Here is a 25,331-nt window from a genome sequence, read left to right as displayed (position 1 = left end):
GCATGCCGGGGACACCGCTGACCGTCCGCTACTTCGCTGGCGCCCGCGCCGCCGCCGGCCGCGCCGAGGAGGCCGTCCCCGGTGGGCGGTCACTCGACGACCTCACGGCCGAGCTGTCCCAGCGCCACGGCGACCGTCTCGCCGGGGTGCTGCGGGTGGCGAGTTTCCTCGTGAACGGCGTCACCTGTCATGATCGTCAGGCACCCCTACCGGCCGGGGCCACGATCGATGTCCTGCCCCCGTTCGCGGGCGGCTGAGGGAGGCGCGCACACATGATGGCGGTTCTGGGGTTCGTGGCTGTCCTGGCGCTGGTCACCGGTCTCATCCACCTCTACCTGTGGAAGCGGCTGGTTCGGGACACCACCACACCGGGTCGCTGGCGACGGGTCGGCGCGATCACCGCCGTGGTGCTGGCCGTGCTGGTGCCGGTCACCCTCGCCGGGACGCAGGCCGGGCTCTACTGGCTCGCCTGGCCGGGCTACCTGTGGCTCGCGCTGATGTTCTACCTGCTTGTCGTGCTTGTCGTGCTGGAAGTGCCGATGCTCGTCGCCCGGCTGGTGCTGCGCCGCCGGGTGGTTGCCGCGGAGCCGACCACCGCCGCGCCCGAACCGGTACTGGTCGGTGCCGCCGGGCCGACCGACCCGCCGGCCGCCGGCGCTGTCGCGGCACCGGACCACGACCCGTCCCGTCGGTTGCTGCTGGCCCGTGGGGCGGCCATCTTCGCCGGCCTCACCGCCACCGGCATCACGGGGTACGGCGTCCGCACCGCCCTCGGCCCGCCGCAGCTGGACCGGGTGCGGATCCCGCTCGCCAAGCTCCCCCGCAGCATGGACGGTCTGCGCATCGCCACCGTCTCCGACATCCACCTCGGCCCGCTGCGCGGCCGGGCACACACCGAGCGGATCGTCGCCGCGATCAACCGGCTCGACGCGGACATCGTCGCCGTCGTCGGTGACCTGGTGGACGGCTCCGTCGCCGAACTCGGCTCGGCCGCCGCGCCGCTGCGCGACCTGCGCTCCCGCTACGGCAGCTTCTTCGTCACCGGTAACCACGAGTACTACTCCGGCGTCGAGGAGTGGGTCCAGGAGGTCGACCGCCTCGGTCTGCGGGTGCTGCAGAACAAGCGGCAGGAGATCCAGGCCCGGGGTGGGGTGCTCGACCTGGCTGGTGTGAACGACCTCACCGGGGCGGGCACCGGTCTCGCCGCCGGTCCGGACTTCGCCGCCGCCCTCGGTGACCGCGACCCGAGCCGGCCCGTGATCCTGCTCGCGCACCAGCCTGCGGCTGCGATGGAGGCAGCCAGGTACGGCGTCGATCTTCAGTTGTCCGGGCACACCCACGGCGGGCAGATGGTGCCGTTCAACCTGGCCGTCCGGCTGGAGCAGCCGGTGGTCAGCGGGCTCGGTGAGGTGGACGGCACCAAGGTCTACGTGACCAACGGCGCCGGTTTCTGGGGTCCGCCGGTCCGGGTCGGCGCGGAGCCGCAAATCAGTCTGGTCGAGCTGCGCTCGGCATAGCGGAGGTCACGTCCGCGCGTGGCGGCGGGTGGCCGGCGCGGCGGGCGTGACAGGATGCGGCGTGCCCCCGTTCAGCGCCGTACCCCCCGGTGGCCTACCGCCATTCGTCGCGGACCTGCACATCCACTCGAAGTACTCGCGCGCGTGCAGCCGTGATCTCACCACGCCGAACCTCGCGTGGTGGGCCCGGCGTAAGGGCATCGGCCTGCTCGGCACCGGCGACTTCACCCACCCCGCCTGGTACGACCACCTGCGGGAGACGCTGCGCCCGGCCGAGCCGGGGCTCTACCGACTCGACCCGGAAGCGGAACGGGACATCGCCCGCCGACTGCCACCGCGACTCGCCTCGACGGCGGAGGCGGACCCGGTCCGGTTCATGCTGAGCGTGGAGATCTCCACCATCTACAAGCGGGACGACCGGACCCGCAAGGTGCACCACCTGATCTACCTGCCGGATCTGGACGCGGTGGCCCGGTTCAACACCGCCCTCGGCCGGATCGGCAACCTCGGCTCCGACGGCCGGCCGATCCTCGGACTGGACTCCCGCGACCTGCTGGAGATCACCCTGGAGGCCAGCCCCGACGGTTACCTGGTGCCGGCGCACATCTGGACCCCCTGGTTCTCCGCGTTGGGCTCGAAGTCCGGCTTCGACGCGATCGCGGACTGCTACGCCGACCTGGCCGAACACATCTTCGCCGTGGAGACCGGGCTCTCCTCCGACCCCGCGATGAACTGGCGCGTCGGCAGCCTGGACGGCTACCAGTTGGTGTCCAACTCGGACGCGCACTCGCCACCGGCTCTCGGCCGCGAGGCGACAGTGCTGACCGCGGAACGGGACTACTTCGCCGTTCGGGAGGCGCTGCGTACCGGTGACGGCCTGGCCGGCACTGTCGAGTTCTTCCCGGAGGAGGGCAAGTACCACGCGGACGGGCACCGGCTGTGTGGGGTGAACTGGTCTCCGGAGCGCACCCGGGCCGCCGGCGGCCGCTGCCCCGAGTGCGGCAAACCGCTCACCGTGGGTGTCCTCAGCCGGGTCGAGGAGCTGGCCGACCGTCCGGCCGGGCACCGGCCGGCACACGCCAGGGACGTCACTCACCTGGTGCCGCTGGCCGAGATCCTCGGCGAGATCAACAAGGTGGGTGCCCGGTCGAAGAAGGTCGAGGGGCGGTTCAACGAGTTGCTCGCCGCACTCGGCCCCGAGCTGGAGATCCTGACCACGACGCCGTTGGCCGACATCGAGCAGGCCGGCGGTGAACTGCTCGCGGAGGGCATCGGGCGGCTGCGGCGCGGCGACGTCCGGCGGGTGCCCGGCTACGACGGCGAGTACGGCGTGATCACGCTCTTCGACCCGGCCGAGCTGGGCGCGCAGGAGACCCTGTTCGACGTACCGGTGCCGGCGCAGCGACGGCCCACGGAGCCGGCGCCCCGGGTCGCGGCAAAGCGCCCGGCGGCGGCGAAGTCGGAGCCGAAGCGGAAGCCGGCCCCGACGCCCGCGCCGCCGATCGCGTCGCCGCCGTCTCCGCACGAACCGTTCGAGCCGATGCTCGCCGGCATGGAGGAGGTCGGTACCGGCCTGCTGGACCGGCTGGACGCCATGCAGCGGGTGGCCGCGTCGGCACCTGGTGGCCCGCTGCTCATCGTGGCCGGTCCGGGCACCGGCAAGACCAGGACACTGACCCACCGGATCGCGTACCTCTGCGCGGAGCTGAACGTCTTCCCCGAGCACTGCCTCGCGATCACGTTCACCCGCCGGGCCGCCGAGGAGTTGCGGCACCGCCTCGACGGCCTGCTCGGCCCGGTCGCCGAGGACGTCACAGTGGGCACGTTCCACGCGCTGGGGCTGCTGATCCTGCGGGAGAACACCGCCGCTGCGGGCCTGCCGGCCGACTTCCGGATCGCCGACGACGCCGAGCGGGCGGCGGCCCGCACCGAGGCCGGCGACGACAGCGCCACCTACACGTCCCTGCTGCGTAAGCACGACCTGGTGGACCTGGACGAGCTGGTGACCCTGCCGGTGGAGTTGCTGCGGGCCGACCGGAAGCTGGTCGAGCGGTACCGGGACCGCTGGCGGTGGATCTTCGTCGACGAGTACCAGGACGTCGACGAGGTGCAGTACGAGCTGCTGCGGCTGCTCAGCCCCACCGACGGCAACCTCTGCGCGATCGGCGACCCGGACCAGGCGATCTACTCGTTCCGGGGTGCCGACGTCGGCTACTTCCTGCGCTTCTCCGAGGACTTCACCGACGCCCGACTGGTGCGGCTCAACCGCAACTACCGCTCGTCGGCGCCGATCCTGGCCGCCGCGGTGCAGGCCATCGCGCCGTCCTCGCTGGTGCGGGGTCGACGACTGGACCCGGCCCGGCTCGACCCGGAGGCCCCGCTGGTCGGGCGCTACCCGGCGGCGTCCGTGGTCGAGGAGGCCGACTTCGTGGTGCGTACCGTCGACGACCTGGTCGGCGGGCTGTCGCACCGCTCGCTGGACTCGGGTCGCATCGACGGCCGGTCCACCTCGCTGTCGTTCTCCGACATCGCCGTGCTGTACCGCACCGACGCGCAGGCCGCCCCGATCGTGGACGCCCTGACCCGGGCCAACATCCCCGTGCAGAAGCGTTCCCACGACCGGCTGCGGGATCGGCCCGGGGTTGCCGCCATCGCCCGGGAGCTACGGCACGCCGACGGTCTGGCCGGCTCGCTGGCCGCCCGGGTGCGGCTGGCCGGTCAGGTGGTCGCGGAGCGGTTCGCCGTGCCCACCCTGGACGGCGCGGGCAGCACCGTCCGCCCCGAGGACGTCCGCTCGGCGGTGGACCTGCTGACCCCGTTGGCCCGGCGCTGCGGCGACGACCTGGAGACCTTCCTGTCGCAGTTGGCGACCGGCGCGGAGGTGGACGCGCTGGACCCGCGCGCCGAGGCGGTCACGCTGCTCACCCTGCACGCCGCGAAGGGCCTGGAGTTCCCGGTGGTCTTCCTGGTCGGCGTCGAGGACGGGCTGCTGCCGCTGCGCTGGCCGGGCTCGACACCGGACGACGACGCCGTCGCCGAGGAGCGCCGGCTCTTCTTCGTCGGCCTGACCCGGGCCCAGGACCGGCTGTACGTCAGTCACGCGGCCCGCCGCATCCGCCACGGCGCGGAGCGCGACTGCGCCCCCTCGCCGTTCCTCTCCAGCATCGACCCGGGCCTCTTCGAACGCTTCGGCGAAGAGGAACCCCGCCGCCCAAAGGACCGCCAACTCCGCCTGATCTAACCCCCGCCCCCTCCTCCCCCCAGACCCCGCCCCTTAGCTGCGCCGATCTTGCGCTTTCTGTTGCCCTTCTGCGTGGAGATGCACCTTGTGCCGGCACCGAAACCGCAAGATCGACGAGGGCTTGCGGCGCAGGGCTTGCGGCGCGGGGCTTGCGGCGCGGGGCTTGCGGCGCGGGGCTTGCGGCGCGGGGCTTGCGGCGCGGGGCTTGCGGCGCGGGGTGGGGGTCAGGTGAGGAGAGCGGCGAGCCAGGCGCCGGTCAGCAGGGCTGGGCCGAGGGGTAGCGCGGTGTCCCGGTGCACCTTTCGGGCGGCCAGCAGGCCGAGGACCAGGACGCCCTGCAGGACGTGCGGCAGCAGAATCCCGGCCAGCAGGGCGTCCCGCCCCAGCCAGCCGAGCGGCAGGCCGAGGACGGTGGCGAGTTTCACGTCGCCGAAACCCAGTCGGGACCCGGGCAGCACTGCCAGCAGCACGTGCGCCGTCCCCGCGACCGCCGCGCCGCCCAGCACGCCGAGCAGCCGGCCGGGAGCGTCGGACAGCACCGCCGCAACTGTCAGACCCCCGAGGGCCAGCAACCCGGCAACGAGGACCAGCGGGTCGGGCAGCCGCAGGCAGGCCAGGTCGACCCGCGCGAGCACCAGACCGACCGCCCCGACCGCGAGGAAGACCGGTAACGCCGGGTCGTCGGCAGCCGCGCCGGCAAGGCCGACGAAGACGCTGGCCGCCACCATCGGCGCGACCCAGGGCCGCCGGAACGGCTGCGGCGGTGCAAACGCCCACGACCCGGCGTCCGCCGTGGCGAAGCGCCGCGACATCAGGGGTACGACGAGGCCGACCAATGTGCCGAGCAGAGCGATCGACACCAGCGCGGCGGCCGACATGGCCCGGACGTTACCGACGCTCGCGCACCGGCGTGACCCCCGATCGTGATCCCGTGCCGGACCGACGCGGCCGTTCGGTGACCACCACCACCGCGACCCCGGCCACGATGACGGCACCGCCGAGCAGCACCTGCGGGGTGACCGGCTCGGCCACCAGCAGCGCGCCGAGCACCACCGCGACCGCCGGGTTCACGTAGGCGTACGTCGACACCAGCGAGATCGGCGCGTTGTGCAGCAGCCAGACGTACGCGGTGAAGGCCACCAGTGAACCAGCCACCATGAGGTAGCCCAGCGCCAACCAGGACCGGGTGCTGACCGCCGCCGGGTGGAAGTCGGCCAGTTCGCCCCGACCGGCGGCGACGACCGCCAGCACCAGCGAGCCAGCCACCATCTCGTACACGGTGGCCACGAAGGGGTCGGTGGGCATCCGGATCCGTCCGGACAGGAACGACCCGACCGACCAGGAGGCGGTCGCCGCCACCACAGTCAACGCCCCGACCAGCGGCACCGCGCCCGAACCACCGCCGGGCAGCACCAACAGGATCAGGCCGACGAAGCCCACAGTGACCCCGGCGAACGTCCAGAGCGGCGGCCGGTCCCCGGTGGCCGAGCGCAACAGCACCACCAGCAGCGGCACCGTGGCCACCAGCAGCGCGGCGATCCCGGACGGCACCGCGACGCCGGGCGGCCCCGATTCGGCGAGCACCACCAGGCCGTTGCCACCGGCGAGCAGGAGCACCCCGACCAACGCGACGGAGCCGAGTTGCCGTCGGTCCACCCGCAGCGCGCCGGGGCCCCGGCGCAACCGCAGCACCACCGCCAGGATCAGGCCGGCCACCGCGAACCGGAGGGCGGCCGACAGCAGCGGGGGCAGCGTCTCCACGGTGATCCGGATGGCCAGATAGGTCGACCCCCAGAGCAGGTAGACCACGATCAACGCGGTCCAGATCAGTGCCGGTGTGGTGCTGACGCGACGGCCGGCGAGGGCCGTGGCGCTCGGTGGAGGTGAGCTCATCAGTGGACCACGCTACGGTGACCTCGGAGTCCGCGTCGCGCTTTGGTGGCCGGCCTCTCACCACTCGTGCAGGAGGGCGGCATGACGAACTACGGACAACCGGGAGGCGGCCACCCGGGGCCGTGGCGTGGCCAGCGACCCGATGAGACACCAGGTCATCCGGTGCAGCGGCAGTACCCGCCCAGGCCCGAGTCGTACCCACCGACGCCCGAGTCCTACCCGCCGGCGGTCTCGTCGTATCCGCCCGGCCCGCAGGGGCCCGGGTCATACGGCGAGCCGACCTACGGAGGCGGTCCGGGAACGCAGTACGGTGCAGCGCCCGGCGCGCCCTACGGCGGCTCGTACCAGCCGACACCGACCTACGGCGAGCAGCCGCCGTACCGGCCCGACGACCCGTACGGCGAGGATCCGGCACCGGGCCGGCGCGGCCGGGGGCCGCTGATCGCGGTGCTGGCCGTCGTCCTCGTGGTGCTGGCCGTCGCCGGTGTGTTCTGGTTCCGCGATGGGCAGAGCGACCCGGCGCCGGCGGCGGCGCCGAGCAGTCCGGCGGCGGTTGCCGGTGAGCCCAGCGCGGACGCGGTCGAGCCCGCGCCGAGCGCGGCGGCGCCGGAGTCGTCGGCCGATCCCCGGTTCGCCAAGGTCGGCCAGTGCGTCCGCAACGACGGCGCCGCCGGCGGCAAACCCAAGCTGCTGATCAGCGGTTGCACCGCCAAGTCGTACGAGGTGCTGAGCCGGATCGACGGCCCGACCAGCGGCGAGCGGGACGCCGAGACCAAGTGCGACAAGGTGAAGGGTTACACCAACTGGTATTTCTTCGACAGTGAGCTGGACACTCTCGACTTCGTCCTCTGCCTCAAGCAACGCTGAGACCACCCACCCCCGGGGATGACATGACGACCTACGGACCTGCGGGTTCCGATCAGCCGGACGACCCGTACCAGCGCCCGCCCAGCGGGCCTGACAGCTCACCACCGGTCGACCCGACCGTGCCGCAGTGGAGCACCCCGCCGGCCTCCGACGATCCGACCCGGCAGCAGTGGAGCACCCCGCCGGCCTCCGACGACCCGACCCGGCAGCAGTGGGGTCCGCCGCCGGCCGACGCGGAGCCACCGACGGCACCCATGTGGGCGCCGCCGCCCACCAACCCGGGGCCGCAGTCCGACAATCCGGAGCCGCCGACCACTCCGATGTGGGCGCCACCGCCGACCTCGGGCCCGGGTTACCCGCCGCCCGGGCCGTACCCTCCGCCGGGCCCATTCCCGCCGGCCGGCCCGACGCCCGGTCAGCCGGCCGGTCCGATACCGGGTCAGCCACCCGCCCCGTGGGGTCAGCAGCCGCCCGGCGGCTACGGGATGCCGCCCGCCGCGCCGACGAAGACCGGCCGCAACGTCGCCCTCATCATCGCGGCGGTGGTGCTGCTGGTGCTCTGTCCGTGCCTCGGCCTGGCCGGTTGGGCGGTCTGGAAGGTGGCCGACGCTGGCAGCGATGCGGCGCGTACCCCGTCGACGAGCGCTCCGGTCGTGCCACCCGCCCTGCCCAGCGACGCGCCGCCGTCAGCCGCGCCGTCTCCGGACGAGGAGTTCGCGCGGGGCGACTGCGTGGTGAACGACGGCAGCGAGGACGACGCGGAGCTCCGCAAGGTGCCGTGCGGCCCGAACACGTATCAGGTGCTGCTGCGCATTCCGGCGACCACCGACGGCGACCGGTGTGAGGTGCTCGCGCCTCAGGCGACAGCGAACTACGTGCACGACAACTCGGTCGACCTGTTCGACTACGTGCTCTGTCTGAAGAAGCGGTAGCTCCGAGCTGGGCGGCCGGTCCGCCGATTGGCAAAACTAGGGCTGTCTAGCGTCCACGCTAGACAGCCCTAGTTTGTTGTCGACGGTTCCGACACGCCGGTAGCCGCATCTATCCATGTCTAGCCCCGCAGCTAGATGGCCCGATAATCTGCGATGCGTGGATCCGGTCCGCAACCCGTACGCGCCGGGCGCCGGCCAGCGCCCGCCCGAACTCGCCGGGCGGGGGCGGGAGCTGGACGTCTTCGACATCGTGCTGGAGCGCATCGCCCGCGGCCGACCCGAGCGCAGCCTGATGCTCACCGGGCTACGCGGCGTCGGCAAGACGGTCCTGCTCAACACCCTCCGGTCCCAGGCGATCAACCGGCTCTGGGGCAGCGGCAAGATCGAAGCTCGACCGGACCAGTCATTGCGCCGACCGGTCGCCGCCGCGCTGCACATGGCGGTGCGCGAGTTGGCCCCCCGCCACCGCGCACCGGACCGGATCGACGCGTTCCTCGGCGTCCTCAAGGCGTTCGCCCAGCGGTCCACCCCGACCGGCCGGGCCGGCGCCGCCACCAAGCTGCGCGACCGGTGGCAGCCCGGCATCGACGTGCCGGCCGCCAGCGGTCGGGCCGACTCCGGCGACATCGAGATCGACCTGGTCGAGCTGTTCAGCGACGCTGCGGCGGTGGCCAGCGACGTGGGCACCGGTATCGCCATCTTCATCGACGAGATGCAGGATCTCGGCCCGGAGGACGTGTCGGCTCTCTGCGCCGCCTGCCACGAGCTGTCCCAGCTCGGCGCACCGCTGATCGTCGTCGGTGCCGGCCTTCCGCACCTGCCGGCAGTGCTCAGCGCCGCCAAGTCGTACTCCGAACGGTTGTTCCGCTACCAGCGCATCGACCGGCTCGACCGGATCGCCGCCGACCAGGCGCTCTGCGCGCCCGCCGAGCGCGAGGAGGTCGAGTACGAGCAGAAGGCCCTCGACCTGCTCTACGAGAAGTCCGGCGGCTACCCCTACTTCGTCCAGGCGTACGGCAAGGCGACCTGGGACAACGCGCCGCGCTCGCCGATCACCGCCGCCGACGTGCGGGTCGCCGCACCCGAGGCGGAAGCTGAGCTGGCGGTCGGGTTCTTCGGGTCCCGGTTCGAACGGGCCACTCCCGCCGAACGTGAGTACATGCGGGCGATGGCCACGTTGTCCGCGGTGGAGGGCGAGCCCGGCGCGGTGGTCCGCGACGACATGGACGCCGCGGTGCCCACCGCGGAGATCGCCCGAGCCCTCGGCCGCAAGCCGGCCAGCCTCTCCCCGGCCCGCGATGCGCTGATCAAGAAGGGGTTGATCTACTCAGGTGAGCGGGGCACCGTCGCCTTCACGGTCCCGCACTTCGGCCGGTACCTGCGGACGCAGCCGGCCTGACCACCACCCACCGCGCCGGCCCGGTCAGACCTTCGACCAGGGCGCCGGAAAGAGCACCTCGCCGCGCGGCGGAGGGCCTTCCTCGCTGGTGGACGGCGGCAGCACCAACGCCTGCCACGGCTCACCGAGGCCCGCCCACGGACCGGTCAGGCCCAGCTCACTCGCCGGGCCGAACCCGAACCGCCGGTAGAAGGCCGGCGCGCCGAGGACGACGACGAGTCGCTCACCCAACTCGGTGGACGCGTCCAGTGCGGCCTGCACGACCGCTGTGCCGTGCCCGACACGTTGCCGGTGCGGCGCGACCGCCACCGGGCCGAGCGCCAGCACGGGCACGTCGGCGCCTCGCTCCGGCCGCAGACGCACCCGGGTGAGCAGCGCGTAACCGACCACCTCACCGCCGTACTCGGCGACCATGGCCAGCTCCGGCAACCAGGCGTGGGTGTCGCGCAGCTCGTCCACCAGGCTGACCTCCGGCGGCGTCGTCACGTCCGGGCGGGCGAAGGCCGCGGCCAGCACGCGGCGCACCGAGCCGGCGTCGGCCGGGTCCTCGGGGCGTAGCCGCAGCGTGGTCACCCGCGCGACGTTACCCGTCGGTGCCCGTCCATCCGTGACTGTCGCTCGATTCGGCGTGGCGTACGTGCACGAACACCAATCCGATCCTGCGGTTGCCCGGGTAGCAAACGCCGCGACGGGGTATGACTGATCCATGACGCCCGTACGCTCCCTCGCCCGCGCCATGCTGAGCGGCATCTTCGTGGTCAGCGGGTATCGCAACTTCCGCGCTCCCGGCCGGCTGTCGGCCGCCGCCAAACCCGTGACCGACAAGGTCGCACCGATGCTGAAGAAGGCGCACCCGAGCTTCCCCACCGAGACCGAGACGTTGATCCGACTCAACGCCGCCGTGCAGGTCAGCGCCGGGTTGATGCTGGCCACCGGCCGGTTCAGCCGACCCGCGGCGCTGGTCCTCGCCGGCACGCTGGTGCCGGTGACCGTCGCCGGGCATCCCTTCTGGAAGAACGACGACCCGATCGCCAAGAACAACAACCAGATCCACGTCCTGAAGAACATCGGGCTCCTCGGCGGTCTGCTGCTCGCCGCGGCGGACACCGGCGGCAAGCCGGGGCTGCGGTGGCGGACGGGCCATCGCATCGGCCACTCGCGACGTTCCGTGCAACGCGCCGTCCGGACCGCCCGACGCGAGGCCCGAATCGCCGTCCGCTCCGCCTCCACCGCACGTCGGCTCCCCGGCTGACCTGCGTCGATCCGTCTCGGTCTCACCCCCACCCCCCGCTAAGGGCACGAATTACCTGAACCACCCGGTAGGCGTTAACGCGGTGGAAATGTCAAAAACATGTGTGGGATCGGACACGGTCGCATAACGCGGGAGGCACTGACGTGAGGCGCCGTTCTAGGCTCCGTGCAGGACCTGGACGGATAGGACAACCTTGGTACGGGGGTGGCCACGCCATGCCGACGGATGTCGGTAGACGGGCGGACCGCCTCGCCCCAATCCAACGGGTGACGCGCGGGATCGACCGCGTGACGCGCGGGATCGATCGTAGGAACGTCGTACGGGGTGCCATCGTGGCCGCCGTCGCCTATGCCGCATGGCTCGCCATCGGCGCTTTCGGGCGACCGTACAACTTCTTCGACATGAAGATCTACCACGGTGCCGTGGTGTGGTGGGCGAGCGGTCACGAGCTCTACGAGTTCATCGCGCCCGAAACCACGCTCGGGTTCACCTACCCACCCTTCGCCGGGCTGGTCATGTTGCCGATGGCGCAGCTGCCGATCGACGCGGCCGGCCTGGTCAACGCCGCCGCCAGCATCGCCGCGTTGGCGCTGGTGCTGGCCGGGCTGCTCCGACCCATCGTGGACCGGCTGGGGTGGCCACTGTGGTTCACGGTGGCCGTGGCGGTGCCGCTCGCGGTCGCCATCGAGCCGGGCCGGGAGACGCTCGGGTACGGCCAGGTCAACATCCTGCTGTTCGCCCTGATCATGGCTGACCTGATCGGCCTTCGCTGGCGGTCCCGCCGGGGCACCCACTACGCCGCCACCGACGGCCCGCTGCTGCGCTTCGTCTACGGCGGGGCCTGGGCCGGGGCCGGGATCGGCCTCGCCACGGCTGTCAAGCTCACCCCGGCGCTGTTCATCGCCTACCTGCTGATCACCCGTCAGTGGCGGGTGGCGGCCACCGCCATCGGCACCACGATCGGCGTGACGCTGGGGACCTTCGCGATCGTCGGCGACGAGTCACGGACCTACTTCGGCAGCGTGCTGTGGCAGACCGAACGGGTCGGCGCGGCGGACATGACGCCCAACCAGTCCCTCGCCGGTCTGCTCGCCCGGCTGTACGACTCGATCGAGACCCCGGGGCTGTTGTGGCTCGCCTTCTCGGTGCTGGTCCTGGCGCTGGGCCTGTCCCGGGCCGCGAGTTCCCGCGCCGACGGTGACGAGCTGACCGCCTTCACGCTGGTCGGTCTCACCGCGAACGTGATCAGCCCGATCTCCTGGACGCACCACCTGGTCTGGGTGATCCCGGCGATCATCGTGCTGGCCGACGCCGCTGTGCGTCGCCGCGAGGCGAGCCGGGGGACACCGCAGCGCACCGGTCAGGGGCCGGTCTTCGGCGGGCTCCCCGGGGTCAACGGGCTCCGCCCGCCGATCTGGTACCCGACGCTGACCGGGCTGCGCCACGGCGTCGCCGCGATCGGGCTCTACCTGCTCTTCCTGATCTCGCCGATCTGGCCGTACGAACACCAACTGCCGGAGATGTCGCACTACCAGGACGGTCTGTTCGGCGCGCTGATGGAGAACTCGCTCGCGCTCGCCCTGATCGTGCTGGTCGCCGCGCTGCCCTGGCGACCGGGTGCGGAGCCCGCGTTCTACGGCGACCGGCTGTCCAGGGCCGTGGCGGTCAACGGTCACCGCTGACGGGTGGGGCAGGTGACCCGTCAGGGGCAGTTGACCCATTCCTCGGTGCCGTCGGTGAAGACCTGCCGCTTCCAGATCGGCAGTCGCGCCTTGACCTCGTCGACCAGTCGGGCGCAGGCCGCGAAGGCCGCCGCCCGGTGCGCGGTGCTCACCGCGGCGACCAGCGCCACGTCACCGATCGCCAGGGGGCCGACCCGGTGCGAGACCGCCACCGCGTAGACGTCGGGCTCCGCGGCGATCTCGGCGGCCACCTCGCGCAGCACCTGCTCGGCGCTCGGGTGCCCCTCGTACTCCAGGCTGGTGACCTGGCGGCCGTGGTCGTGGTCGCGGACCACGCCCTGGAAGGACACCACCGCGCCGGCCCGCCGGTCGGCGACCGCGGCCTCGTGTGCGGCCAGGTCGAGTGGCCGGTCGGTGACCTCGCCGAAGGTGACAGCTGGTGCGGTCACGACGCACGCTCCCCGGGAAACAACGGCAGTGGCACGATAGGCACCCGGTCGCCCGGCGCGCCGCTGGTGCCGGGGCGGATGACGGCGAACCCGTCAGCGCCGGCCACGCCCCGCAGCATCGCCGAGCCGACGTGGCGGACCGGGGACGCCACCCCGGCGGCCCGGTCCAGTCGGACCAGAGCCAGGTGGGTGTGGTCACCGCGGCCGGGCACCGCCTCGGCCAACGTGGCCTGCGGCAACACCGGCATCGACCGGCCCTGGAGGCCGGCGAGCAGCGGGGCGACCAGCGACACCAGCGCGACGATCGCGGACTGCGGGTTGCCCGGCAGCCCGGCCACGAACCGGGCACGCCCGTCGGGGCCGGTCAGCCGGGCCAGCAGCATCGGGAAGCCGGGGCGGACCGCCACCGTGTTGACCACGTAGTCGGCGCCGAGCGCCTCCAGGGTCGGGTGCAGGTGGTCGACCGGACCGTTCATCGTGCCGCCGGTGGTGCAGACCAGATCGGCGTTCGTCAGCGCCGAGCGCAGCGCCGCCACGTGCGCGGGCAGCGTGTCGGCCACCGGGCCGACCACGTCGGACGGGCGGACCTGGCAGCCGTAACGCCGCAGCCATGCCGGCACCGAGGGGCCCAGCGCGTCGCGGACCCGACCGGCCGCGGGCGGGCCCGCTGTCAGCAGCTCGTCGCCGAAGACCAGCAGCGCGGCACGCGGCGCCCGTCGAACCCGCAACGTGTCGTGCCCGCAGGTGGCCGCCAGGCCGATCACCGCCGGATCGACCGGCGTGCCGGCTGGCAGCAACACCTCATCGGCGTACGCCTCCTCGCCGGGTTTGCGCCACTCGGGCGTGCTCCGGGGGACGCCGCTGACCAGGCCGTCAGCATTTTTCGACTCTTCCACGCGCAGCACCGCGGTGGCCCCCTCGGGCACCATCGCACCGGTCGCGATCTCGACGGTCGTGTCGTCCTCGGTGAGCGGCGCGGGGGTGCTGCCGGCCAGGACCCGCCCGATGACGCGCCACGGACCACTGCCACGCACCGCCCAGCCATCCACGCTGGAGGTCGGGAACGCCGGCAGGTCGGTGCGGGTGGTCAACGGCTCGGCCAGGGTCGACCCGTCGGTGTCGACGAGTGGTCGGGCGACGGTGGGCAACGCGGCGGCCAGGCCGACCGCGTAGACCCGCGAACGCGCTTCCTCCCACCCGGCAGGCGGGGGTGCGCTGACCCGATCCGCGTTGGGTGCGGTTTCCGTGCTCACCGACCGAGCCTATCGGCACGGACCGACACCCGTCCGGGCCTGGCGTGCACCCGGTGGCCCAAGCGGTTCAGTGATCCCCGCCGCGAAGCTGGTCGACGGTGTGCCCGAGGATCGGCCCGAGAACGGCCAGGCCGTCCCGGGCGCCACCGGTCGAGCCGGGCAAGTTGACCACCAGCATCCGACCGGAGACCCCGGCCAGGCCCCGGGACAGCACCGACGTCGGCACCCGGTCACGGCTGTGCGCGCGGATCGCCTCGGCGATGCCGGGCACCTCGTAATCCAGCAGGCCCCGGGTCACGTCCGGCGTCCGGTCCGACGGGGTCACTCCGGTGCCACCACTGGTCACCACCACGTCGACACCGTCGGCGCGGGCGGCCCGCAGGGCCTCGCCGACCGGCTCACCGTCGGGCACCACCACCGGATCGTCGACCTGGCAGCCCAGCTCGCGCAGCCCGGCGACGAGCAGCGGACCGCTGGTGTCGGCGTAGACACCGGCCGCTGCCCGATTGGAAGCGACGATCACCCGGGCCCGGATCACTGTCGGTCCTCCGGACGAACCCACTCGCCGGTCTTGCCGCCCTCCTTGCGCAGCACCCGGACCGCCTCCACCGAGGCCGCCGGGTCAACCGCCTTGACCATGTCGACCAGGGCGAGACCGGCGACGGCCACGGCCGTCAGGGCCTCCATCTCCACCCCCGTCCGGTCTGCCGTGCGGGCAGTGGCCGTGATCTCCACAGTGTCGGTGGTCAGCCGCAGGTCGACGGTGACGCCGTGCAGGGCGATCGGGTGGCACAGCGGGATCAGATCCGGAGTGCGCTTGGCCCCCATGATCCCGGCCAGCCGTCCGACGGCGAGCGCGTCACCCTTGGGCAGACCGTCGCGATGCAACAGATCGATGACCTCGGGTGTCGTCCGCAGACGGCCGGCCGCGACGGCCAACCGGCCCGTCACCGCCTTGGCGGAGACATCGACCATGCGGGCTGCGCCGGCGCGATCGACGTGGCTGAGCTGCGCGGGTTCGGTCACGGTCGTGAGCCTATCGGTGCGGTGCGACGGTGGCCGGAAGGAGCGACGTCACACCGACGATCACACCGGGTGCTGACGGTGCGACGGCCCGACGCCGCCCCTTCCTGACCGACCCGCCGCCGAGGTCGCTGGGGGGACCTGGCAGCGGGTGCGTGTCGGCGACCCGGTTCTGCCCAGGAGCAGAACCTCCCCCGTTCGCCGATACGGCCACGAAGTTACCGGGCCCGGCGATAAGAAATCGATAAGAGACGTTAGACCTGGTCAGAGCCCCGAGACCACAGTTGTGGAAGCCAGCACGGCAAGACGGCGTTCGGCCTCGAAACGCTCCGGCACCCCCATCCGCCGGAAGATCGCCAACGCCCGCTCCCAGTGCCTGCGGGCCTCGGCCGGGTCGGCGCGGGCGAAGCAGTCGGCGAGGCCGGCCAGGGCACGCCCCTGCTCGTACGGGTGCGAGATCCGGGTGGCCAGTCGCAGGGCTGCCTGGTGCATCTCGACGGCCTCGCCACCTCGCCCCTGCGCCAGCAGGGTACGGCCGAGTTCGTTCAGCGCGGCCGCCTCGACGTGTCGCTCTCCCGAACCGATCGCCAGCCTCCGAGCCAACTCGTGTTCCTGCTGCGCCTCGACCACCCGCCCCAGCCCGCGATAGGCGATACCGAGATCGTTGCGCACCTCGGCCTCGGCGTACCGGTGGCCGGTGCGATCGCGTAACGCCAACGAGGCCTGGAGAATTCGGATCGCCTGCGGAACGTCGCCCATTCGGAGGCGTACGGCGCCGATGTGGCTGAGAGCGTTGAGCGTGTGGAACTCGTCCGAGTTCGTCCGGGCCCACGCCAGGTGCAGGCGGTGTATCCGAAGCGCCTCCTCGTAGCGGCCCATAGCGGTCAGCGCCAGGCCCAGATTCGGCAGCAGGATGGAGCCGCCGATATCGCCGTACACCTTGTAGTCCTGCAGGCACTCGAAGCCAAGCTTCACCGACTCTGCCAGGTGACCGCTCCACCAGTAGACGGCGGCGAGGTTTGCCCGGTACCTAGCCGGGTTCAGCACGTCCCGCGAATTGCGGGAAAGATCGACCGAGCGTGTCAGGTGGTCGAGCGCCCCCTGCTTGTCTCCGGTACGGACGTAGGCCGACGCCAGGTAGTTGTTCATCAGCGCGAGTGCATCGATGTCCCCGACAGCCTCCGCCGCCTCCAGCCCCTGGCGGTGGGTCAAGATGATGTCTTCGAAGTAACCGCGGATGTAACAGAACCGCCAGAGAGCGCGTGCCAGTTGCCAGCAGTGCTGGTAGAACCCGGACTCCCGTGCCGCCAGCACCATGGTCACCAGGTCCGCCCGTTCGACCTCCAGCCACTCAGCGGTCGGCTCCCCGACGGCCTCGACGAGTTCCACCTGCCCGGACGGAACGTGCGTCACCTGGGATCTGATGACTCCCGGCTCGAGCAGGTCGGCGACCTTCAGGACGGCCTCCAGCGTGAAGTCGAACAGTCGCGCCAGCCCGAGTCGGCGGTCGTTCGAGGAGTCGGTACCCGAGCACAGTTCGATGGAGTACTGCCGCATGAGGTCGTGCAGTCGGTATCGCGTCGAGTCCAGGTCCTCCACCAGGTTCCGGTCGACGAGGTCGTCGAGCGCCGCGCGAGCTTCCGCGATCGTCAGACCGGTCAGCGCGGCGATTGCCGGCACGCCGAAGCGGCTGCCGGGGTACAGGCCCAGGAAACGGAAGACACGCTTGGTCGAACCCGGGAGCGGCTCATAGGAGGCGGCGAAGGCACCGGTGACGGTGCTCTGTTCCTGAGCCAGATGATGCAGTACCAGAGGATCGCCAGCCATCTGTCCGGCGAGGTCCGCCAACCGCCAGCCGCGCCGATGGGCGAGTCTGGCGCCGGCCAGCCGAATTGCCAGGGGGAGATGCCCGCACAGCCGGACCACCTCGGCCGCGGCATCCGGCTCCGCTTCGACCCGGGCCTTACCGACACTGAGTGCGAGGAGGTCGAGACTCTCTTCAGGAGTCATCACCGGCAAGGTCTGTGAAGGCGCCACGTCCGGGTGAGTGAGCCTCCGCCGTGATGTCACCAGCACGACGGTGGTCGGCTCAGTTGGTAGGAGAGGCAGGATCTGTTCGCTGCTCGCGGCGTTGTCGAGGACGAGCACCGACCTTCGACGGCCCAGTTCTCGTCGCCACAGCTCGACTCTCGCGTCGAACTCGACCGGTACGCGGTCGGCCGGTACCTCAAGCTGACGCAGCAGTGTGACGAGGGCACGCGCTGGCTCGATCCGGTTCTTGTCACCGTGCCCGTACAGGTCGATGAACAGCGCGGCGTCCGGATATCGATCGGACAGACGCCGGGCAAGGTGCACGGCGAGAGTCGTCTTCCCGCTGCCCGCCATGCCGTCGATGATGTGTACGGCCGGCACTCGCTCCTCTACCCGCCGGGTCTCTGCCAGCAGCCGCAACAGGACGTCCTCCCGCCCGACGAAGTCCGCGACGGCCCGCGGAAGATGATCCACCGGTGTGACCTGACCCGTCTGTTCAGCTGCCGCCTCTCCCGCCGCGGCGTGCATGAGCGCCGAGGCGGGTCCTGGTCGGGCTCCCGCTCGGAAGAGCACAGCCGGTAGCGGGCTCGGGGTGGCAATCTCGCGGTGCAACTCTTCGATGCTCGCCCCGGGGGCCACTCCCAACTCGGTGATCAGCCGTGCCCGGATCTCGTCGTACGCGACGAGTGCGCCCGCGTGATCGCCACCCTCGTACAGCGCCCGCATGAGCAGGAGGTACGTCGGCTCCCGGAGGGGATGACGGACGGTGACTTCCCGCAACAACGGGATCGCCAGATCACCCCGCCCCGATCTCATCTGTACGTCGGCAAGAAGTTCCACGGCGAGCAGACGCTCTTCCTCGGCGGCGAGCACGCGTGCGCTCAGCACGGGTCCCAGCGGGATGCCGGCGAGCATCGGGCCCTGCCACCGGGCGACGGCTCGGCTCAGCAGCTCCCGAGCTTGCTCCAGGTGGCCAACCTCCAAGGCCTCCCGGCCCGCGCTCCGCTCCGACTGGAAGCATGCGACATCGATCAGCTCGGGCGGCACGTCGAGACGAAAGCCGTTCCGCTGCCGCACGACGACCCCTCGCCCGTAGGGGGAGGCCTCGAAAGTCCGGCGCAGATTGGCGGCATAGCTCAGCACATTCGCCACGGCCGATCGCGGTGGGCGATCGGCCCATAACTCATCGATGCAGTCGGCCACGGTAACGAGTCGACCTGGCTGAACTGCGAGCATCGCGAAGATCGCCTGCTGTTTGGGTGTTCCGAGGCGCAACGTGCGAGAAAGTAGTTGCACCGAAAGGCCGCCGAGAACCTGAATCTCCACTCGCCCTGCTCCAGCCGTCGCGGGTATTCAGCCGATCACACAACGAAGCCTAGGGCTCGCCCCCGGCAACTCACCGCTCGTGCGGCGATGCGAAGGGTCGCGCACCCGCCCGAGAGCCTTGCAAGGAAGCGTTCCGACCGCCTCACGACCCAGTCGTACCAAATTTGCCCAATCCGCCACTACACCAGCCAAACTCCGGGTGAGGCCGCAGACAGAGGGCTGCAGACTAGGGGTAATAACACGTTCATAACCTGAACAGATACCGTCCGCAGTTTCGAGCCCCGCTGCGAAACCAACGCCGCCGCGACCTGACCGCACTCCGTTTAACCGTGATGGACAGAACGTGATAAATCGGCTCTAGCTTGGCTAATGTTGCGTATACCGACATATAATTCTTCTAAGCTGCCCTTCTACCTCTTAAGCTGCCTTTCGTTAGGAAGATCTCCCCTCGGGCGAGGTCATCGAATGACACGGCAGCAGAGAGGGGCATTGCGATGCGCGGCAGCGAATGGGACTGAAAATTCCGCAGGGTACGTGCGCGACTCCCGCACGTTAGGCTACGGACAAGGCGGAGGCAGTCCTTCGGGGGTGATGTGACCCATCCTCAGCGACGAGAGACTGAGACCGATCAGCGGCTACGGCTGCTCGTCGGTCTCGTCGTCGTTGTAGCGGCAGTCATCACGGCCACCTCACTGCCGGTCGCAGTGCGGTTCGCCACGACCGCCACGCCGAACGATGTCGCGGTCCTCGTCGTACTCACCGTGACCATCGCCCTGGGAACGCTGGTCAAAGCAAGGGTGCGGATCCGATCCACCACCCACTCGATCAGCTGGACCGAAACGGCGATCATCATCGGCCTCGCCGTCGCTCCGGCCCCGATAGTGGTGCTCTCAACGGCGGTGGGCATCGCGTTCACCTGGCACCGCCAGCCAGCGATCAAGCTGGCCTTCAGCGTGGGAAAGAACGTCATCGTGGCCTGGGGTGCCGGCATCACGCTGGCAATGACAACCTGGACCTGGCCGCCCGAGGGCACCGTGGCCCTGCTCGTGCCGTTGGCGCTGGCTTACCTGACCGCGGCCCTCCTGGACGACATTCTGGCCATACCGGTCATCGCGCTGGCGTCCGGGACCAAGATCTCAAAGCAGTTCCGCAGTAATCTCGACCTCCGGCTCGCCGGTTTCGCCCTCCGGTTCGTCGTGGCGGCCTGCACGCTGCTGATCCTTGAGGCCAACCTCAAACTCCTGCTGGCCATACCGCCGCTCGTGCTCAGCCTGCACCTGGCCTACTCCACGAGAATCCGTTCCCGGACCGAACAGCAGGCGTGGCAGCGTCTGGCCCGCACCACCGACGCGCTCAACGTGGTCGACCTGGACAACGTCCTCACCACCGCCGTCACCCAGGCCGCCGAGTTGTTCTCCGCCGACGAGGTCGAAATCGAGCTGCGTGACGGCGGTCGCACCGTACGCGGGGGCACCGGCGGCATCACCTTCGACGGCCCGACCGGCACCCCCACCGGCGTGGACGGCACCGTCGTCCCCGCGCCGCTGGAAGGCCACGACCGCACCGTCGACGTCGGCATGCTCCGACTGCGCTTCCGCGGCCCGGTGCGACTCTCCGAACGGGAGCAGTACACCCTGCGCACCTTCGCGTCCGCGCTCTGCACGGCCGTCCGCAACGCCCAGGCGTACGCCGAACTGGCCCGGGTGGCCGACGAGCACGCGTACGCGGCCTCACACGACGCGCTGACCGGCCTGGCCAACCGCCGACAACTCCTCGACGAGGGCACCGAGCAGTTGAGCACCCGACACGCCGACGGTGTGACCGCGCTGGTGCTGATCGACCTCAACCACTTCAAAGAGGTCAACGACACGCTCGGGCACGCCGCCGGTGACCAGGTGCTGGTGCAGGTGGCCGACCGGTTGCGCGGCGCGGCCCAGACGACCGACCTGGTGGCCCGCCTCGGCGGCGACGAGTTCGCCGTACTCCTGCGGGGTCTGCCGGCCCCGGCGGTGGCCGCGCACCGGGCCGAGACGCTGCTCGCCGCCCTGCACGAGCCGTTCGAACTGGACGGCATGCGCATCAGCGTCGAGGCCAGCGGCGGGATCTCCGGCGCCCCGTCCAACGGCGGCATGGCCGAGCTGCTACGCCGCGCCGACGTGGCCATGTACCAGGCCAAACGGGCCGGACAGCGGATCGCCACCTACGCCCCCACCCGGGACACCGCCGACCTCGGCCGCCTCACTCTCGGCGGTGACCTGCCCCGCGCGGTCGCCGACCACGAGTTCGTCGTCAACTTCCAACCGATCGTCGACCTGGGCACCGGCGAGGTGACCAGCGCGGAAGCTCTGGCCCGCTGGCACCACCCCGTCCACGGCCTGATCGACCCGCTGCGGTTCCTGGAGGCGGTGGAGCGTTCCGGCCTGCTGCCGGCGTTCGCCGAAGCGATCCTCGACCAGGCGCTGATCGCGGCGGTGAGTTGGCGCGACGCCGGCTTCGACGTACCGGTCGCTGTCAACGTGTCCCCGCGCAGCCTGCTCGACGCACGGTTCCCGGGCTCGGTGCTGGCCCGTCTGCGCGCCCACGACCTCCCACCGGACCGGTTGGTCCTGGAACTGACCGAGACGCTGACCCTCAGCCAACTCGACGTGGTCGACCGGGTGCTCAGCCGGCTACGCGACGAGGGAGTCCGGTTGGCGTTGGACGACTTCGGCACCGGCTACTCCTCGCTGTCCCTGCTCTCCCGGATCCCCGTACACGAACTGAAGATCGACCGGAGCTTCGTGACGACGATGGAGAGTTCGGCGGAAGCCGCCGCCGTCATCCGTTCCACCCTCGACCTGGGACGCAGCCTCGACCTGGACGTGGTCGCCGAGGGAGTGGAGAGCGAACCGCAACGGCGAGCCCTCTGGGAGTTGGGCTGCGTCGCCGGCCAGGGCCACCTGTTCGCCCGACCAATGCCGTCCGGCACCCTGCTCGCGGCGATGCAACGCGGCTCCGGCGGCCGACCGGGCACCCTCGCCGCACCGCTGCACGACGCGGGGGCCGTGATCCGGCTGAGCCAGAACCGCCGCCAGGCCGGCCGCTCCCGACCCGACCGCCTCCCCCACCTGCCCGCCTGAGCAGGCGACGGCCCGGAGCGCGGGCAGCCCGGTCTGCCAGACTGTCGCGCGTGATCGCCGACGACCCGACCGCCCGCCGCCGTCGCTGGCACTGGCGGACGCTCGACAACGCCGCCGGAGGGCTCGCCCTCGATCTCGGCCTCTACGCCGTCTCGGCCACCTTCGCCGCGATCACCGCGGTCACGTCGACCCTGCTGCCACACCGCGCCTGGGGCGCTGTCGCCGCCGTCGGGTACCTGCTCGCCACGCTGACGGTCACCGCCCAACTGCTGCTGCGTCGACGATCCCCGACCTCCCGGCTGACCGGCCTGCCAGCCCGCTGGACGGTCACCGGTCTCGCCTGGGCCGCCACCACACTGCTGCCGCTGGCCTGGCAGAGCATCGACCGGGCCGGCGGACGCACCGACCGGGCCCAGGAGGAGGTGCTGGTAGTGGAACAGGCCGGCAACCGCCTCCTGGAACACGGCACCCCGTACCTCGGACCCGACGCCATCGCCGCCCTGCCACCCGGCGAGCAACTGATGGGCTACACCCCGTACCAACCCGGCATGGCGATGTTCGGCCTGCCCAGAGCGCTGCTCGACACCTGGTGGACCGACTCCCGGGTCTGGTTCGCGATAGGCACCGCGCTGGCCCTCGCCCTGGCCGTGGCCGCCCTCCGCGGCACACGAGCCACCGCCGGCCAGCCCACCACCACCGCCGCCACCCACCAGCGGGACGCCGCCCTGCTGCGCGGCGTGCAGGCCGCCACCGTCCTGCCCGTCTGCGCCCTCACCCTCGCCACCGGCGGCGACGACCTACCCGTACTCGCGCTCTGCCTGCTGGCCCTCGCGTTCGCCGCCACCGACCGACCCGGCCGGGCCGGCCTCGCCGTCGGGCTCGCCGGCGCGCTGAAACTGTTCGCCTGGCCGGTCGCCCTGGTCCTGATCATCTGGGGCCTGACCCGCCGCGCCGGCACCCGCGTCGCCGCCGGCGCCATCGGCCTGCCCGTCGCCGCACTACTCCCGGCCCTGCTGGTGGACCGCGACGCCCTCACCGAGAACGTGCTGCGCTTCCCGCTCGGCCACGGGCTGGTCACCAGCCCCGCGCAGTCACCGTTCCCCGGCTACCTGATCGCCAGCACGCTACCCGCCGGCCGACTCATCGCCGCCGCGCTGCTGGTCGCCGCCGGAGTGGCCATCGCCGTCCGGCTCGCCCGCCGCCCGCCCCGCACCGCCGTCGCCGCCACCCTCATCTGCGGGTACGGGCTGCTCGCCGCCATCGCCCTGATGCCCTCGACCCGCTTCGGCTACCTGCTGTATCCACTGGCGCTGCTGACCTGGGCACCCGCGCTGCACCGCCCGGCCCACACGCCGGCCACCCCGCTTCCCGACGTTTGGCCCGGTCGGAGCACTTCGGCGTAACTTCCGAGCGGAACGACCCGTCAGGGCGTAGACCTGAAGGCATGACGACGTACCGCGACCGGGCCGACGCCGGCCGGGTGCTCTCCGAACGGCTCAGCGCACTCATCGGCGAACCAGACGTCGTCGTCCTCGGCCTCGTGCGGGGCGGCGTACCTGTCGCCCGAGTCGTCGCCGAACGGCTCGGCGCGCCACTGGACGTGCTGGTCGTCCGCAAACTCGGCATGCCGTGGGCCCGGGAGGTCGCCTTCGGCGCACTCGGCCCGGGCGGCGTCCAGGTGCTCAACGACCTGGTGGCCGGCCGGCTCAGCAGCGACGACATCGCCCAGGTCAGCCGGCAGGAGCAGGCAGAGCTGGAACGCCGGGAACGGCTCTACCGGGGCGGGCGCGCACAGTTGGACCTCACCGGACGGACCGCGGTGATCGTCGACGACGGCCTCGCCACCGGCGCGACCGCCCGCGCCGCCGTCGAGGTCGCCCGCCAACTCGGGGCGCACCGGGTCGTGGTCGCGGTCCCGGTCGGCGCGCAGGAGGCGTACGAGCTGCTGACCGCCGAAGCGGACCAGGTCATCTGCGCCCAACGCCCACCCGACTTCGGCGCGGTGAGCGTCTACTACGACGACTTCCACGAGGTGTCCGACGAAGAAGTCACCGAGGCGCTCACAGCAACCGCTTAGGTGCACCAGGTACCGTCGGGAGATGAGCCTCACCTGTCCCAAGTGTCACGGAGAAATGCGCCAGTACGAGCGCAGCGGCGTCGTCATCGACCAGTGCGGGGAGTGCCGAGGCATCTTCCTGGACCGCGGCGAACTGGAGAAGCTGTTCGAAGCGGAGGCCAACTGGAGCCGCCAGCAGGCCGGTGGCGCGCCAGGTCAGCCCGCGCAGCAGCCGGCCGGCTACCCGCCGCCGCCCCCGCCTCCGGCGCACCAGCCCGGGTACGGCAACGTCCCGCCGCCGCCCCCGCCCGCCCACGGCTACCCGCCGCAGCCGGCCTACGGCCACCCGCAGCAGCACCACGGCTACCACGGCCACTACCGGCAGAAGAAGCGCAAGGGCTTCCTCGACGAGATGTTCGGCTGAGCCGAGGCAAGCCTTCGCCCGGGTCGATCCACGCGTCGGCCCGGGCACACCACCGGTGACCATTGGCGGGCGGCAGGCTTCATGCCAGGCTGAATCGCATGACCGCGATCCGACTGCACGAGGCGCTGGCCCAGGCGTACGACGGGATCACCGCGGTGGTCGGCCGCCTGGACGACGCCGGCCTGCAACGAGCCACCCGCTGTCAGGGATGGCTCGTCGCCGACCTGCTCCTGCACGTGCTCGGCGACGCCCAACGGGCACTCGTCGCCCTGGCCAGCCCCGTCGACGGCCCCGCCGACGTCGACGACGTGAGCTACTGGCGGGACTTTCCCGGCGACGACGACACTTCCGCCCGGCACGCCTGGTGGGTCCGCCGATCGGCCGCCGCCTTCGACCGTCCGACCGGGATCGTCGACCTCTGGCGGGACACCGCCCCGGCCTCGGTCCGCGCCGCCGCGTCAGCCGCCCCTGACGGGTACGTGACCACACAGGGCCACGTGCTGCGGGTGCCGGATTTCCTCGCCACCCTGACCACCGAGGCCGCCATCCACCACCTGGACCTGACGCTGGAACTACCCGACGCCCCGCCGCCCGGCCCACTTGCGGTACGCGTCGCGGTGGCGACCATGGACGGCCTGCTCAGCGACGACACGGTCAGACCCACCGCATGGGACGACCATGACTTCCTGCTGAAGGCCACCGGGCGGGTGCCGCTGACCGACCGGGACAGGCTGGAGCTGGGCGAGTCGGCGGGCTGGTTCCCGCTGCTCGGCTAGGGCCTGTTTCATAAGGGCGGTCGAGCCGAGGCGGAGTCCGGGCGGCGATCCGGCAAGGCGCGGTTTCGTCCGGATACCGGTGTCGTATCCG

The 25,331-nt window shown here is 71.6% G+C and carries 20 protein-coding genes and 1 pseudogene; 13 read left to right on the top strand and 8 right to left on the bottom strand.

The window, feature by feature from the left end; genetic code table 11:
• Positions 1–2: 2 nt before the first annotated feature.
• The 3 genes from AB0C03_RS29660 to AB0C03_RS29650 all read left to right on the top strand — a co-directional run bounded on the left by AB0C03_RS29660 (position 3) and on the right by AB0C03_RS29650 (position 4,758).
• Positions 3–257: a MoaD/ThiS family protein gene (locus tag AB0C03_RS29660; protein ID WP_030331758.1), complete on the top strand. Its 255-nt coding sequence runs from the start codon at positions 3–5 to the stop codon at positions 255–257.
• A gap of 15 nt (positions 258–272) precedes the next feature.
• Positions 273–1,517, top strand: a complete 1,245-nt coding sequence (locus AB0C03_RS29655; RefSeq protein ID WP_357640416.1) for a metallophosphoesterase — start codon at positions 273–275, stop codon at positions 1,515–1,517.
• A 61-nt stretch (positions 1,518–1,578) separates the two neighbouring features.
• On the top strand, positions 1,579–4,758 hold the full coding sequence (locus AB0C03_RS29650; RefSeq protein ID WP_357640413.1) for a UvrD-helicase domain-containing protein: 3,180 nt from the start codon (positions 1,579–1,581) through the stop codon (positions 4,756–4,758).
• A 224-nt stretch (positions 4,759–4,982) separates the two neighbouring features.
• Here the strand turns inward: AB0C03_RS29650 and AB0C03_RS29645 are convergent, their stop codons facing one another.
• Both AB0C03_RS29645 and AB0C03_RS29640 read right to left on the bottom strand, forming a co-directional pair.
• Positions 4,983–5,636 (bottom strand): A24 family peptidase, encoded by a 654-nt coding sequence (locus AB0C03_RS29645; protein ID WP_210865594.1) that lies wholly within the window; start codon positions 5,634–5,636, stop codon positions 4,983–4,985.
• Between the two features lie 10 nt (positions 5,637–5,646).
• Complete coding sequence (locus AB0C03_RS29640) at positions 5,647–6,651, bottom strand: EamA family transporter (protein WP_357640409.1); 1,005 nt, start codon at positions 6,649–6,651, stop codon at positions 5,647–5,649.
• 372 nt (positions 6,652–7,023) lie between these two features.
• Here AB0C03_RS29640 and AB0C03_RS29635 point away from each other — a divergent pair.
• The 3 genes and pseudogenes from AB0C03_RS29635 to AB0C03_RS29625 form a co-directional block, all read left to right on the top strand.
• A pseudogene (locus AB0C03_RS29635) lies at positions 7,024–7,518 on the top strand (LppU/SCO3897 family protein); the annotation flags it as partial.
• Between the two features lie 485 nt (positions 7,519–8,003).
• The gene (locus AB0C03_RS29630) at positions 8,004–8,450 is read left to right on the top strand and encodes an LppU/SCO3897 family protein (RefSeq protein ID WP_051708488.1); all 447 of its coding nucleotides are present in this window, start codon (positions 8,004–8,006) and stop codon (positions 8,448–8,450) included.
• A gap of 157 nt (positions 8,451–8,607) precedes the next feature.
• Positions 8,608–9,849: an ATP-binding protein gene (locus AB0C03_RS29625; protein WP_030331772.1), complete on the top strand. Its 1,242-nt coding sequence runs from the start codon at positions 8,608–8,610 to the stop codon at positions 9,847–9,849.
• A 24-nt stretch (positions 9,850–9,873) separates the two neighbouring features.
• On the opposite strand, the gene AB0C03_RS29620 is transcribed toward AB0C03_RS29625, so the two are convergent.
• The gene (locus tag AB0C03_RS29620) at positions 9,874–10,422 is read right to left on the bottom strand and encodes a GNAT family N-acetyltransferase (protein ID WP_357640405.1); all 549 of its coding nucleotides are present in this window, start codon (positions 10,420–10,422) and stop codon (positions 9,874–9,876) included.
• Between the two features lie 133 nt (positions 10,423–10,555).
• Between AB0C03_RS29620 and AB0C03_RS29615 the strand changes: the two genes are divergently transcribed.
• Both AB0C03_RS29615 and AB0C03_RS29610 read left to right on the top strand, forming a co-directional pair.
• A complete protein-coding gene (locus tag AB0C03_RS29615) occupies positions 10,556–11,101 on the top strand; it encodes a DoxX family protein (RefSeq protein WP_030331775.1) in 546 nt (181 codons plus the stop codon).
• Between the two features lie 215 nt (positions 11,102–11,316).
• On the top strand, positions 11,317–12,783 hold the full coding sequence (locus AB0C03_RS29610; protein ID WP_030331776.1) for a glycosyltransferase 87 family protein: 1,467 nt from the start codon (positions 11,317–11,319) through the stop codon (positions 12,781–12,783).
• 20 nt (positions 12,784–12,803) lie between these two features.
• On the opposite strand, the gene AB0C03_RS29605 is transcribed toward AB0C03_RS29610, so the two are convergent.
• The 5 genes from AB0C03_RS29605 to AB0C03_RS29585 all read right to left on the bottom strand — a co-directional run bounded on the left by AB0C03_RS29605 (position 12,804) and on the right by AB0C03_RS29585 (position 18,865).
• A complete protein-coding gene (locus AB0C03_RS29605; protein ID WP_030331779.1) occupies positions 12,804–13,232 on the bottom strand; it encodes a molybdenum cofactor biosynthesis protein MoaE in 429 nt (142 codons plus the stop codon).
• Positions 13,229–14,485 carry a molybdopterin molybdotransferase MoeA gene (locus tag AB0C03_RS29600; protein ID WP_357640399.1) on the bottom strand — a complete coding sequence of 419 codons (1,257 nt, stop codon included), beginning with the start codon at positions 14,483–14,485 and terminating at the stop codon, positions 13,229–13,231. Before AB0C03_RS29600 ends, AB0C03_RS29605 begins: the two co-directional genes overlap by 4 nt.
• A gap of 67 nt (positions 14,486–14,552) precedes the next feature.
• Positions 14,553–15,023: a MogA/MoaB family molybdenum cofactor biosynthesis protein gene (locus AB0C03_RS29595; protein ID WP_357640396.1), complete on the bottom strand. Its 471-nt coding sequence runs from the start codon at positions 15,021–15,023 to the stop codon at positions 14,553–14,555.
• Positions 15,020–15,511: a cyclic pyranopterin monophosphate synthase MoaC gene (moaC, locus tag AB0C03_RS29590; protein WP_030331784.1), complete on the bottom strand. Its 492-nt coding sequence runs from the start codon at positions 15,509–15,511 to the stop codon at positions 15,020–15,022. The genes AB0C03_RS29595 and moaC overlap by 4 nt, the downstream gene beginning before the upstream one ends.
• A 261-nt stretch (positions 15,512–15,772) precedes the next feature.
• Positions 15,773–18,865 carry an AfsR/SARP family transcriptional regulator gene (locus AB0C03_RS29585; protein ID WP_357640393.1) on the bottom strand — a complete coding sequence of 1,031 codons (3,093 nt, stop codon included), beginning with the start codon at positions 18,863–18,865 and terminating at the stop codon, positions 15,773–15,775.
• 593 nt (positions 18,866–19,458) lie between these two features.
• On the opposite strand from AB0C03_RS29585, the gene AB0C03_RS29580 reads away from it, so the two are divergent.
• From AB0C03_RS29580 to AB0C03_RS29560, 5 genes are all read left to right on the top strand, one after another.
• Positions 19,459–21,984, top strand: coding sequence for a putative bifunctional diguanylate cyclase/phosphodiesterase (locus AB0C03_RS29580; RefSeq protein ID WP_357640389.1), 2,526 nt, complete (start codon positions 19,459–19,461; stop codon positions 21,982–21,984).
• 50 nt (positions 21,985–22,034) lie between these two features.
• Complete coding sequence (locus AB0C03_RS29575; RefSeq protein WP_357640386.1) at positions 22,035–23,387, top strand: glycosyltransferase 87 family protein; 1,353 nt, start codon at positions 22,035–22,037, stop codon at positions 23,385–23,387.
• A gap of 41 nt (positions 23,388–23,428) precedes the next feature.
• Positions 23,429–24,061 (top strand): phosphoribosyltransferase, encoded by a 633-nt coding sequence (locus tag AB0C03_RS29570; RefSeq protein ID WP_030331797.1) that lies wholly within the window; start codon positions 23,429–23,431, stop codon positions 24,059–24,061.
• Positions 24,062–24,083: 22 nt separating this feature from the next.
• A complete protein-coding gene (locus tag AB0C03_RS29565; protein WP_030331799.1) occupies positions 24,084–24,464 on the top strand; it encodes a TFIIB-type zinc ribbon-containing protein in 381 nt (126 codons plus the stop codon).
• 98 nt (positions 24,465–24,562) lie between these two features.
• Complete coding sequence (locus tag AB0C03_RS29560; RefSeq protein WP_210863065.1) at positions 24,563–25,240, top strand: maleylpyruvate isomerase N-terminal domain-containing protein; 678 nt, start codon at positions 24,563–24,565, stop codon at positions 25,238–25,240.
• Positions 25,241–25,331 lie beyond the last annotated feature (91 nt).

It is taken from the genome of Micromonospora parva (assembly GCF_040649675.1).
GTDB classification, from domain to species: domain Bacteria; phylum Actinomycetota; class Actinomycetes; order Mycobacteriales; family Micromonosporaceae; genus Micromonospora; species Micromonospora parva.
Note: the sequence above shows the minus strand (reverse complement) of the source record. Positions and strands in the feature narration are given on the sequence as shown.

Bases quoted from the DNA above. Each gene is read 5' to 3' on its own strand.
- AB0C03_RS29660 (WP_030331758.1), top strand. From the start codon at position 3: ATGCCGGGGACACCGCTGACCGTCCGCTACTTCGCTGGCGCCCGCGCC.
- AB0C03_RS29655 (WP_357640416.1), top strand. From the start codon at position 273: ATGATGGCGGTTCTGGGGTTCGTGGCTGTCCTGGCGCTGGTCACCGGT.
- AB0C03_RS29645 (WP_210865594.1), bottom strand. From the start codon at position 5,636: ATGTCGGCCGCCGCGCTGGTGTCGATCGCTCTGCTCGGCACATTGGTC.
- AB0C03_RS29640 (WP_357640409.1), bottom strand. From the start codon at position 6,651: ATGAGCTCACCTCCACCGAGCGCCACGGCCCTCGCCGGCCGTCGCGTC.
- AB0C03_RS29630 (WP_051708488.1), top strand. From the start codon at position 8,004: ATGCCGCCCGCCGCGCCGACGAAGACCGGCCGCAACGTCGCCCTCATC.
- AB0C03_RS29615 (WP_030331775.1), top strand. From the start codon at position 10,556: ATGACGCCCGTACGCTCCCTCGCCCGCGCCATGCTGAGCGGCATCTTC.
- AB0C03_RS29610 (WP_030331776.1), top strand. From the start codon at position 11,317: ATGCCGACGGATGTCGGTAGACGGGCGGACCGCCTCGCCCCAATCCAA.
- AB0C03_RS29570 (WP_030331797.1), top strand. From the start codon at position 23,429: ATGACGACGTACCGCGACCGGGCCGACGCCGGCCGGGTGCTCTCCGAA.
- AB0C03_RS29565 (WP_030331799.1), top strand. From the start codon at position 24,084: ATGAGCCTCACCTGTCCCAAGTGTCACGGAGAAATGCGCCAGTACGAG.
- AB0C03_RS29560 (WP_210863065.1), top strand. From the start codon at position 24,563: ATGACCGCGATCCGACTGCACGAGGCGCTGGCCCAGGCGTACGACGGG.